Raw genomic sequence first — 12934 nt, forward strand, 5'->3', positions numbered from 1 at the left:
AATAAATAAATATAAAATACTAATTTTTATGAGTTCTGTATTACTTATGCTGAGTTGTACAGATTTAGAAGAAGAAACATTTGGTAGTTTATCACCAGATAACTTTTACAATACTGAAGAGGAAGCCTTAGCCTCAGTAGTAGGAATATATCAGCAATTATCTTACGTGCAAAGTATTGGTGACCCTTGGCGAATAGCAGAGTTTGGTACTGATGAATTTATAGTACCGGGTCGTGCAAGTGGGGGATGGTTTGACCAGAATAACATCGATATTATTAAGCATCAAGTAGAAGCAACAAATGCTACTACAGGTCGTGCCTAGAAGAATATTTTTCAAGAAATAGGTACTTCAAATGCTGTTTTAGAAAGTTTGCAGGAATCTCCTAATAGCGAAAATCTAAGTGCACTTATAGCAGAGGCTCGAGCACTTAGAGCTTATGGCTATTTTTATGCAATGGACTTTTGGGGAAATGTTCCATTAGTTACTGTAGCACGTATAGATCCAAATGAATTACCAAAAACTACGCCTCGAGCAGAAATTTTTAACTTTATAGAGAGTGAACTTTTAAGTGCTTTAGACGATATGCCTTCTGTTAATGAGGTAAATCGTTCTGACTACTATCCAAGATTTACTAAAGAGTCCATCTACTCACTTTTAGCGATGATGTATCTCAATGCTGAAGTATATACAGGTACACCTCAATGGCAAAAGGCTGTTGATATGTGTGAGGTAGTTATAAATTCAGGAGCATTTAATCTTTCAAATCAGGTTGTTGACAATTTTGCATCTAATATTCAAGGTAGTTCTTCGGAACTTATAAGTGCATTTACAAATGATCCTAATAATAATGCGGGTAATAATCAATTCATTTTATATGCGCAGAATGCTTTAGATCAGTTGAAATATAATTTACCATTTGTTCCTGCTAATGGTTATAGTACATATCAAGAGGCATTAGATAGATATGCTGATAATGATGCTCGAAAAGATTTGTTAGAATACGGACCTCAAACTTATTTAAATGGAGATCCTTTATTAAAGGATAATGGGGAGCAATTAGTATTAATTGCTGTGCAAGATCTAGTAAGTGCTGAAGATAATGAAGGTTATAAGGTTTTAAAGTATACACCTATCGGTGCTAGTTTCTCCGGATACGATGCAGATAATGATTATGTGTTAACGAGATATGCAGATATATTATTGACTAAAGCAGAGGCTTTATACAGAATAGATAATAATTCTACTATAGCATTAGACCTTGTTAATGAAGTTAGAGAACGAAGCAATGCAGGTGAGATTTTAGATTTATCATTAGATATCTTAGAAGATGAACGTGCACGAGAATTTATTTGGGAAGGGCATAGGAGAAGAGATATGATACGTTTTGAAAGTTATTTCAATGAAACGTGGGCATTTAAAACAACTCAAACTGAAGCTTACAGAGGTATTTATCCAATTCCTCAAGAACAGATTACAGCTAATCCCAGTTTAACTCAAAATCCCGGATATTAAATATTTGAAAAATATTATTGAGCGGACTTTTAAACTAAATAGAAAGTTTTTTAAAAAACCTCTTGATTTACAACTAACCTTATTTGAATCAAGGGGTTTCACATTGTTCTGTGTTTACATAATTAAATTAAAAACACTATATATGTGATTGTATATTAGATTGATATACTTATTAAAGTTAAATATTTTAACAATTATTTTTAAAACTAGATATATTTTCCCTAAACTTGTAGTCAATACAACTATTAGAAACTTTATTCTTAATTCCCTTTAAATTTTATAAATAGAAAATTGATTTTGGTATTTATTATTAAAAGAATACAATCGATTACACAACTAACTTAAAACTTATGCAATGAAAATTACTTTTTTATTTGAAAGGTTAAAAAATGGTATAGGGATGCTAATTCCTATTGCAATATTTTTGATTCCTCTAATAATGCAGTCACAAGACATGCGCACAATTACAGGATCAGTAAATTCAGAAGACGATGGGATGCCTCTACCGGGTGTCAACATTTTTATTGAGAACACAAATTATGCTGCTATTACAGACTTTGATGGTAACTTCAGTCTGGAGTTACCTGCAACTAAACAAACATTAACTGTATCTTCTGTTGGCTTTAAAACGAAATCGATTTCGGTTAATGCAAATCAAGAAACTTTAGGGATTACTTTGGCTACAGATGTTGCAGCTTTGGAAGAGGTAGTAGTAATAGGTTATGGAACATCATCTAGAAGAAATGTAACCGGTGCAATTGCTTCCATTTCAGGTGATGATGTGGCTAAAGTTCCTGTAGCAGATGCTACACAAGCATTACAGGGTAAACTTGCTGGTGTAAATATTACTACTCAGGATGGTAGACCTGGTGCAGATGTAAAGGTTAGAATTAGAGGAGGTGGCTCAATCTCTCAAAGTAACCAGCCGCTATTTATAGTTGATGGTTTTCCGGTAAACACAATAAGTAATATTCCTGGAAATCAGATTAAAAGTATTGACGTTCTTAAAGATGCATCTTCTACAGCAATTTATGGATCACGTGGTGCAAATGGTGTTGTTATCGTTACTACAAAAAGTGGTAGTGTAGGTAAGACACGCATAACCTATGATGGTTTTGCACAATATAGTTACATTCCTGAGTATATCCCTGTAATGAATGGTTATGATTATATCGCTTACAACTGGGCTTATGCTGATGCGATAGGTAATCAATACTCTGATGCCTGGGAACAACTTTGGGCAATAGGCAGATATGAAGGGAGTAATAGTGAAGGAATTGACTATTATCGTGGTGTAGATAGTAAGGATTTTACAAAAGAGTTATTCAATTCTGCGTTTACTCATAATCATAACTTCAATATTACTAGTGGGACAGAAAAGACTAAATACCTTTTAGCTTTAAACCATATAGATCAGGAAGGAAATAAAGTGCGTTCATTTTATAAAAGAAGTAATGTTCAGTTTAAATTAGATCAAGAAATTAGTGACCGAATAGATTTTACAATTAATACTCGTTTTGTAGAAACCAGAGAGGGTAATAATCAAGGTAATTCAAATGCATATTGGTTTAGACCTATAGGTAGCGATGATATTTTAGGAGAGTCTGATGTTACGGTAAATACACAATTGGGAGATTATAATGCAGTATTGCAAGATTTCTACAATCCGGTGTCATTACTCAATGATACAGATAGCGATATACGTTCGCGTTCACTTGTAGCAAATACTGCGGTAAATTGGGAAATTATAGATGGTCTTACTGCAAAGACTAATTTGAGTTTAAGTGCAAACTGGTCAAGAGCAAAATACTGGGATGGTGCAATTGTAAATAACTACTTAGATACACAAGGAAATGTGCTATATAGTGGTGATGCTCGCATTAGAGCAGGTGAGGGATGGAATTTACGCTGGGTAAACACATTAAATTATGAAGTTCAGGGTCTGGGAGAAGATCATGTACTTTCTATATTAGCTGGTATGGAAATCTCTGATTCTGGTTCTGAATTTACAGATGTGAGTGGTAATGAATTTCCGGCATCTTATGACGCAACTCGTGCCTGGGCAAATATGAATGACTTCTTGAGAAGAGATGATCAGGAAAACTTTCAGATAGGCTCTCAAATAGGTATTCCTAATCGTCTGCAATCTTATTTTGGGAGATTCAATTATTCACTTTATGACAAATATTTATTTACAGGTACGTTTAGAGCAGATGGATCATCACGCTTTGCACCAAGTAATAGATGGGGGTATTTCCCTGCGGGGGCTTTTGCGTGGAGACTTTCAGAAGAGAATTTTTTAAAAGAAACCTCATGGTTAGATGATTTAAAATTACGTCTAGCTTACGGTGCGGTAGGTAGTGATGCTATTAGCTCTGAACTTTGGAAACAAAGTTGGGCCTCTGCTACCGGTTCTTATTCTATAAACGAAGTGATACAGCCGCTTTACAGACCAGCTTCAGATCTTATTGCAAATCCAGACTTAAAGTGGGAAACTACAATTACTAGAAATGTTGGTTTAGATTTTACTTTATTTGATAGAAAACTATCAGGTACAGTTGAAGTATATAAAAACACTGTAAAAGATTTATTACTTGTTAGAGATGTATCTCCACTTACCGGGTTCTCTTTTACTCAAGAAAATATAGGAAGTACGAGTAACAAGGGTATTGAAATTTCTTTAAATGGAGATATCGTAACCTCAGAAAATTTCAATTTACAGGCAGGTATCAATTTCAACATTAACAGAGGTAATATAGATGAATTAGCTGAGGGAATAGACGGTCTTTATGGTTCTAACTGGGGGAGTGTAGCTCAAAACCCCAGAGAAGATTATATCTTTCAGGTAGGACAACCTGTGGGACTTATTCGCGGGTACATTCATGATGGTTGGTATACAACGGATGATTTTAATTATGATCCGGCAAGTCAGGTATATACTCTAAAGGAAGGTGTTGCAGATTATACAAGTGGTCTTCTAGGTAATGTATACGGTACTGCAACTAATAAACCGGGTGATCAGGCAGCTTATCCTGGAGTTCAAAAGGTAAGAGATACTAACGGTGATGGAGTTATTGATGATCTTGATATAGGTATAATAGGAGATACTAATCCTGTGCATACAGGAGGTTTCAACTTTAGTGGAAATTATAAGGCTATAGATTTTTCATTGAACTTTAACTGGAGCTACGGAAACGATCTGTATAATGTTACACATCAGGCTGCATATTTAGGTAATAAAGAAGCTGGATTATTTAGAAACAGATTTCAGGAGTTAGCGGGGCACTATAAGATATATGATATCGTAAATGGTCAACTAACTAAGGTTGTAGAACCTTCTGCTTTAAAGGCATTAAATGCTAATGCAAATACGTTTTTACCTTATCCAGAAAGTGCAGTGGTGTCAACCTTTGCAATTGAGGATGGATCATTCTTGAGACTTAACAACTTGACAATAGGTTATACACTTCCTAAACCTGAAAAATTAGGTATTAACAGACTTCGTTTTTACGGTTCTATGTTTAACGTATTTACATTAACAAATTACAGTGGTTATGATCCTGAAGTAAGTGTTGATGAAACCGGAAGAAGTACTTACTACCCAACTCCTGGATTTGATTTTCAGGCATACCCACGTCCTAGAACAATAACCTTAGGAGTCAATCTTGAATTTTAAAATTTTAATCCATTGATTATGAAAAAATTATTAGTAATATTCATTTTTACAAATCTGGTATTCACTTCGTGTGAAGATGACTATCTAGACGTATCAGCCCCATCTAATGTAGATGAAGATTTTGTATTTGCTTCTCCTGAAGATGCTCAAAAAGTCATGGCAGGTATATATGATCTCTGGTATTCTTTAGATAGAAAATTGTATTATGATTTAGAAGTTGTGGGGTCTGATTCTGAAAGACACCCGGAAAATTACAGTGCACAATTGCGTCACATTCCAGAAGGACTTTTTGCTTCAGAAATCAATATAGATTATGGTAACTCTAAAGACACCTGGACTGAGTGTTATCAGATTATCAATCGTTGTAATATAATGCTTGAAAGTATTGAAGCTAAAGAAGAATATCAGAATGCAATAACACAAGGGACTCCTAGTCCATGGACACAGGTTTATGGGGAGGCAGTAGCTGCACGTGCTACTTGTTATAAGTTACTTGTTCGCTATTTTGGCGATGTACCTTATTTTAATTATGCGATACGCACAACTGCGCAAACAGATACACTCGGTTTGAGTTCTAGAGATTTTATATATGACAGTGAGATTGCTGCACTTCAAGAAGCTACTCCATTGATGTATCGTCTTGGTGAAAGCAATGTAAATGCAGAACGGTTTTCAGGAACTTATGCTGATGCCATTATTGGTAGGTTGGCTTTTGATGCTGCTGGTTATCAATTGCGTCGTACAGATTTTGACTACGGAAGTGTAAGTTTTGATCAAATAGGTGTAGATAATGGCACTTGGCAGGCTAAATACGTTAGAAGATCAGATTGGCGAGATTACATGGCCGTAGCAAAAGAGTATTATTTAAAGGTAGTTAATAATCCCGGGTCTGCATATCTGATTGAAAATGATGATAGAGGTGAAGATTTTAATAATCCATTTCAACGCAATTTTCAATACCTGATGGATTTAGAAGTCAGTCCAGAATCGCTTTATGAATCAGGCTACACACGTGGCTTTAATTCAGATTTTCCGTATTCATTTGGTAGACCTTCAGGAGGAGGTGGTTCCAATGCATATCCCACTAAAAATTACGGCCAAGCCCGTATTTATTCAAGTTTCTATTATGGTGACTTTGTTACAGAAGATAAAAGACGTGATGTTACAGCTTGTATTACTGCAAATTCAGGGGCTGCATCAGAAAGATTGATAGATTTTTCGCCGGGTAGTCGTGAGAAAGGTGGTCTTGCTATGAATAAATTGGATGAAGCTCGTTTCAGCGATCCATATATTACAGCGCAACGTAGATCAGGTTGTAACTGGCAACAACTGCGTATGGCTGATGTTATGTTAGATTTAGCCTACGCTTCAGCTGCTATAGGAGATGAAGCAACTGCTAAAGCATATCTTGAACAAGTAAGAAGCAGAGCTTTTAACCAAGAAGATCAGACAGAATTTGTTACTAATTATATAAACGCAATATCGGGTCAGGATTTATTAGATGCTATCGCATTTGAGCGAAAATTAGAATTAGCCGGTGAAGGAAAAACCCGCTGGGATATGATACTTTATGGGACTATGCCAGAGCGTATTGTTGCATTACGAAACAGACAAATCGCTATGGTAAATGGTTTGAAAACTGATGGCTTTTACACTTTTCCTGAGACAGGCGTTACTATTTCAAATTACATTTGGACAAAATATGTAGATATTAAAGACATCGATCCCACTTTAGATTTACTTACAAAGGAAACACCAAACGATCTTCAGCCATCAGATCCTATATACCCTGTTCTTGTACCGGGATGGAGAGGAACTAGTGATTTATGGACTGATTATATAAGCACATTGCCTAGCGATGAGGTTAATCTGGCTATACGTGGATTGTATGAATATATAGACCCTAACGGAACTCTAGCTGCAGAATTAGAGGCTGATGGATATGTTCGCTCACCTTGGGGAATTAATATGATTGAAAATGAAAGTCAATATACTTCTGATATTTTTAGAGGCTATCCTGATTCTTTTTTCTCTGCTGGTGAACCGCCACGCTATATAATGCCGATACCTTCTGAAACTATATCACAATCTAATGGCTTGATTACTCAGGGATATGGTCACGCATCTCAATAATAAATTCTAAAAAAACACCTATGAAATCATTAAAACTAATCACTGTATTAATATTGTCTTTAAGCGTTTTTTCTTGTAAGGAAAAGGTCAAAAAGGCAGGAGAAAAGGATACGGCTGTAAACACTTCAAATCATATAATTAGTAGTGACTTGAAATGGTCTGAACGTATGCTTTTGTCAGAGATGAACCGATTTCCAGAATCCTGGATGCTAGATTTTCATGATAAACCTAAATGGAGTTATCCTAACGGTTTGGTTTTAAATGCAGCTAAACGTGTTTATGATCAGACCGGAAAGGAAAAATACTACGATTATATTTATGGGTATCCCGATACAATGATCAACCCTGACGGAAGTATAAAAACATATTCTTTAGAAAAGCAAAATTTAGATATGTTGAAATCTGGAGATGTACTTTTATATGTTTATGAAAAGACAGGTGAAGAACGTTTTAAAAATGCAATAGAATTACTTCGTAGTCAGATTGATACACAACCGCGAACTAGTGAAGGCGGCTTTTGGCACAAAAAAAGATATCCGCATCAGATGTGGTTAGATGGTCTTTTTATGGCAGAACCTTTTTATGCAGCTTATACTCAAAAGTATAGTGAAGGTGAAACGGCAAATAAAGCGTATGCTGATATTATCAATCAGTTTGACTTGATTCAGAAACACAGTTATGATTCTAAAACCGGACTTTTATACCACGGCTGGGACGAAAGTAAAGAGCAAATATGGGCAGATAAAGAAACCGGTGTTTCTCCTAACTTTTGGTCTAGAGCAATGGGCTGGTATGGGATGGCGTTGGTAGATGTTTTAGATTATATACCGGAAAATCAGGAAGGAAAAGATCGACTCATAAAATACCTCAATCAATTTGCCGAAGCGATTGTGAATGTTCAGGATGAAGAAACTGGTTTATGGTATCAGGTTTTAGATCAAGGAGACCGTGAAGGTAATTATCTTGAAGCTACCGGCTCTTCTATGTTTGCATACACGTTAGCTAAAGGAGTAAATGATGGTTATTTACCAGAAAAATACCTTGACGTTGCTAAAAAGGCATTTAGAGGTATTACAGAAAACCTGATTTCAATTGAAGAAAATGGAGTGATAAACTTAAATCAATGCTGTGCTGTTGCTGGTTTGAGTGCAGATCGGGATGGTTCATTTGATTATTATATCAATGAACAAAAACGTTCAAATGATCCTAAAGGAACAGGAGCGTTTATTTTAACAAGTTTAGAATTAGACAAATAAAACCTATGAATTACTTAAGCTTAACCGTATTTTTAGTTACAGTAACACTATTTGCTCAGGAGAAACCTTATGTTTCTGATGTTTGGCTTTCTGATCAAGGAAATGGAACTTATAAAAATCCCATTCTATATTCAGATTATTCAGATCCAGATGTAGTCCAACTAGGAGATGATTATTTTATGACTTCGTCGAGTTTTAATGCAGCTCCTGGGTTACCCATTTTGCATTCTAAAGATCTTGTGAATTGGGAATTAGTCAATTACGCACTTCCTAAACAAGTTCCTGTAGAACATTTTAATACCCCACAACATGGTAACGGTGTATGGGCGCCTTCAATTAGAGTTCATAATGATGAGGTGTATATTTATTGGGGGGATCCTGATTTTGGTATTTATATGGTAAAAACAACTGATCCTTTTGGCCATTGGGAAGATCCGGTTTTAGTAATGGAAGCTAAAGGAGCCATAGATCCATCACCTTTATGGGACGATAATGGGGATGCTTATTTGGTACACGCTTGGGCAGGAAGTAGAGCTGGAGTTAAAAGTATTCTTACAGTTCATAAAATGAATGCTGAAGGTACCCGTGTTTTAGACTACGGGCGTCATGTTTTTGACGGTCACGAAGATCATCCTACGGTTGAAGGTTCTAAATTTTATAAGCGTAACGGTTACTATTACATTTTTGCACCTGCCGGTGGCGTGGCAACCGGTTGGCAGTTAATACTTCGTTCAAAAAATATTTATGGACCTTATGAAGAAAAAATAGTTTTAGAACAAGGTTCTACTTCGGTTAACGGTCCGCATCAGGGGGCTTGGGTAGAAACCGATTCTGGCGAGGACTGGTTTTTTCATTTTCAAGATTTAGATGCCTACGGTAGAGTAGTGCATTTACAACCGATGAGTTGGAAAAACGATTGGCCGGTGATGGGAAAAGATACAGATGGTAACGGGATAGGAGAACCGGTATTGATACATAAAAAACCAAATGTAGGTAAGACATATCCGATTGAAACACCAAAAGAAACTGATGAATTTAATCAGGATAGTTTGGGTATTCAATGGCAGTGGAATGCAAACCCAAGTGTCTTATGGTCTGCTAAACTTCCCGGTAATGATTATCTGCGATTGTTCAGTATAGCACAGCCTAAAGAAGCTAAGAGCCTTTGGGATGTTCCCAACCTGCTTTTACAGAAATTTCCCGCTCCTGAATTTACTGCAAGTACAAAAATCACACTTAGTCCAGAGGATGGAAAAGAACAACGTAAAGCCGGGCTAATCGTTATGGGAAGAGATTACTTCACACTAACGCTGACTAAAAAAGATGATACCTTTTATTTGCAACAAACTGAAGCTATTAATGCAGATCAAGGCGCAGCGGAAAAAATTCTAGAGGAACTAGAACTTAAGTCAAATACTGTTTTTCTAAAAGTAGATGTTGTTGCACCTAGTGCAATGTGTCAGTTTAGTTATAGCGAAACTGGTAAAAACTATAAGAAGCTTGGTAAACCTTTCAAAGCGCGCGTTGGAAAATGGATAGGAGCTAAAGTAGGTCTCTTTAGTATTAGTACTCCCGATGCGTCTCGCGGAGGGTATGCAGACGTTGATTATTTTAGAATAACCAAAAACTAGTAACAATGATTAAGTCAATATATACTGCTTTTGGAATATTGCTATTGGTTTCCTGCAATTCAAAACCTGAAGAGGAAAAGAGAACAGAAACGGAAGAGCAAACTAATCCGGTTACGATATACCTGATAGGCGACTCTACAATGGCAGATTACAGTGGGGATTATGATCCTGATAAAGATTATATGGAAACCCGGTATCCGGTAATGGGATGGGGACAGGTTTTTCAGCAATTTTTTGTGAGTGATAGTTTAGATCAGATTTCAAGATTGGTGAAAAGTGATTCGATTATTGTTGCAGACAAAGCTCGCGGAGGCCGTAGTACACGTACCTTTTTTCAAGAAGGTAGATGGAGAGACGTTTATGAAAATTTAAAGGAGGATGACATTGTTATTATGCAATTTGGTCACAACGATGCTTCAGAAAGACATATAGAGCGTTATGTGAATATTGAAGGATACAAAGAATTTTTACACTTGTTTGTAAATCAGACTAGAGATAAGAATGCAAACCCCATAATTCTTACTCCTGTTGCCCGTAATTATCCTTGGAAAGATGGTCATTTGCAAAACGTTCACGGCGAGTACGATCAGGCTCCTAAAGATATAGCTCAGGAAATGGGTGTGCCTTTAATTGATCTCAACAAAATGTCTATGGATTATTTTTCGACTAAAGGAAAAGATTTTGTGAGTGAACATTATTTTATGAATCTCCCTGCCGGAAAATACGAGGCTTATCCTGATGGTCAGGAAGACAATACACATTTTCAGCCGGATGGCGCAAAAGCTGTAGCTCAGCTTGTTTTTGACGGACTCAAATCAATAGACACTCAGAAGAATAACGCAGACTAATAATGAAAAACTTAAAGATAATACTTGTTTTACTCTTCTTTGTTGTTCATTACGCTGGTAATTCTCAAGAGCGAAAGTTTAAAATAAGACCTTATACTATTGAGACTAATTTTAAGAATCTATCTAATCATTATGATTTTTTAGAAATTATAAAATTAGATAGTAGTCTTGTTGTAAATGAGCTTAAAGATGTAATTTATAAGAAAACAGAGACTTCAGATTTAAAGCTAGATGCCTTTTTTCCAAAAGTTGAAAATGACGCTAAGCATCCGGGAGTTATATTGATTCACGGTGGAGGATGGTTTTCTGGAGAAAAAGAAAATCTAGGGGTAATGGCACAAGAACTTGCTGCAAATGGTTATGTGGCCGTTACGCCCAGCTATCGTCTGGGAGAGGAAGCCATTTATCCTGCTGGTGTTTTAGATCTTAAAGATGCAATACGCTGGATGCGTAAAAATGCGGAATTATTGAATTTAGATGTAAACCGTATTGCATCACTAGGCGGTTCTGCCGGAGCCCAATTGGCTATGCAGGTTGGTGTGACGCCAGATTCTGAAGTGTATAATGAAAAGAACGAAAAATACAGTACTGCCATTCAGGCTATTGTAAATATAGACGGTATTACTTCTTTTGTACATCCAGAGGTAGAAAAGGGCCCAATTCTGGATGCCTGGTTTGGAGGCACCTATGACGAGATTTCTGAAGTCTGGAGAGAAGCTTCGCCTTTAGAATATGTAGATAGCACAACACCTCCTACGCTTTTTATAAATAGTGCTCAGCCCCGTTATCATGCAGGTCGCGATAGTTATGTAGCCTTGCTTGATAAGTACGGTATTTACAATGAGGTGCACACATTACCCAACACGCCGCACGCCTTTTGGTTGGTTCACCCTTGGTACAGTCCTACTTTTAACTATACATTAGACTTTTTGGATAAGACCTTAAAAGAAACGTATGTAGAACCTTACCGAACAATAACCGTTTCTCAAGACGGAACTGGAGATTTTAAAACCATTAAGGAAGCAATAAACGATATACGCGTTTTTGGACCGGGTCAAGTATTGCTAAAAATTAAGGAAGGGGTTTATTCTGAAAAACTGGTAATTCCTTCCCATTTGACCCAGATTACGTTAGCAGGGTCAGATACTGGCGAAACAATTATCACAAATAACGATCACACTGGAAAACGGGATGAAGTCACCAATGACATTCACGGAACTTTTACATCACACACGATTTTAGTTCAAGGTACAGATGTTCATTTTAAAAATTTGACTATAAAAAACAGCTCTTGTAATGAAGGTCAGGCGGTAGCTTTACACGTAGAAGGCGATCGTTTTATAGCGGAGAATTGCAAGATTTTAGGTTGTCAGGATACTTTATATACGGCAACCGAGGGAGGAAGGCAGTATTATAAGGACTGCTATATAGAGGGGACGACAGATTTTATTTTTGGTCAAGCGACTGTTGTTTTTCAAGATTGTATGATACACAGTATTAATGATTCCTATATCACTGCAGCTGCAACACCCAGAAATCAGGATTTTGGATATGTGTTTTTTAATTGTAAGCTCACCGCAGCTTCAGATGTGACTAAAGTTTATTTGGGAAGACCCTGGAGACCTTATGCGCAAACGGTATTCATCAATTCTATATTGGGCGATCATATTCTAGCTGAAGGATGGCATGCATGGCCGGGAGATGAAATGTTTCCGAATAAAGAGCGCACAGCATTTTATGCGGAATATCAAAGCACCGGAGCCGGAGCTTCCCCTGATACACGGGTAGATTGGTCGCATCAGTTAGGACCTTGGCAACTTGATCAATACACGTTAAAAAATATCTTGAACGGATGGGTTCCTGACATAGTAAATTAA

8 protein-coding genes are annotated in these 12934 nt (G+C 36.6%); all 8 read left to right on the plus strand.

Annotation, left to right across the window (positions count from 1 at the left end):
* The first annotated feature begins 28 nt into the window (after positions 1-28).
* The gene (locus tag BUB91_RS21125) at positions 29-322 is read left to right on the plus strand and encodes a hypothetical protein (protein ID WP_206635266.1); all 294 of its coding nucleotides are present in this window, start codon (positions 29-31) and stop codon (positions 320-322) included.
* A gap of 18 nt (positions 323-340) precedes the next feature.
* Positions 341-1513, plus strand: a complete 1173-nt coding sequence (locus tag BUB91_RS05385; protein WP_262490531.1) for a RagB/SusD family nutrient uptake outer membrane protein — start codon at positions 341-343, stop codon at positions 1511-1513.
* Between the two features lie 355 nt (positions 1514-1868).
* A complete protein-coding gene (locus tag BUB91_RS05390; protein ID WP_083557843.1) occupies positions 1869-5189 on the plus strand; it encodes a SusC/RagA family TonB-linked outer membrane protein in 3321 nt (1106 codons plus the stop codon).
* A gap of 18 nt (positions 5190-5207) precedes the next feature.
* Complete coding sequence (locus BUB91_RS05395) at positions 5208-7322, plus strand: RagB/SusD family nutrient uptake outer membrane protein (protein WP_073097974.1); 2115 nt, start codon at positions 5208-5210, stop codon at positions 7320-7322.
* A gap of 20 nt (positions 7323-7342) precedes the next feature.
* Entirely contained in the window at positions 7343-8578 is a 1236-nt protein-coding gene (locus BUB91_RS05400) for a glycoside hydrolase family 88/105 protein (protein ID WP_073097976.1), read from the plus strand.
* A gap of 5 nt (positions 8579-8583) precedes the next feature.
* Positions 8584-10209 carry a glycoside hydrolase family 43 protein gene (locus BUB91_RS05405; RefSeq protein WP_073097978.1) on the plus strand — a complete coding sequence of 542 codons (1626 nt, stop codon included), beginning with the start codon at positions 8584-8586 and terminating at the stop codon, positions 10207-10209.
* 5 nt (positions 10210-10214) lie between these two features.
* A complete protein-coding gene (locus tag BUB91_RS05410; RefSeq protein WP_073097980.1) occupies positions 10215-11057 on the plus strand; it encodes a rhamnogalacturonan acetylesterase in 843 nt (280 codons plus the stop codon).
* A gap of 2 nt (positions 11058-11059) precedes the next feature.
* Positions 11060-12934 carry a pectinesterase family protein gene (locus BUB91_RS21245; RefSeq protein WP_241652570.1) on the plus strand — a complete coding sequence of 625 codons (1875 nt, stop codon included), beginning with the start codon at positions 11060-11062 and terminating at the stop codon, positions 12932-12934.

Source organism: Leeuwenhoekiella marinoflava DSM 3653 (genome assembly GCF_900129005.1).
GTDB lineage: Bacteria > Bacteroidota > Bacteroidia > Flavobacteriales > Flavobacteriaceae > Leeuwenhoekiella > Leeuwenhoekiella marinoflava.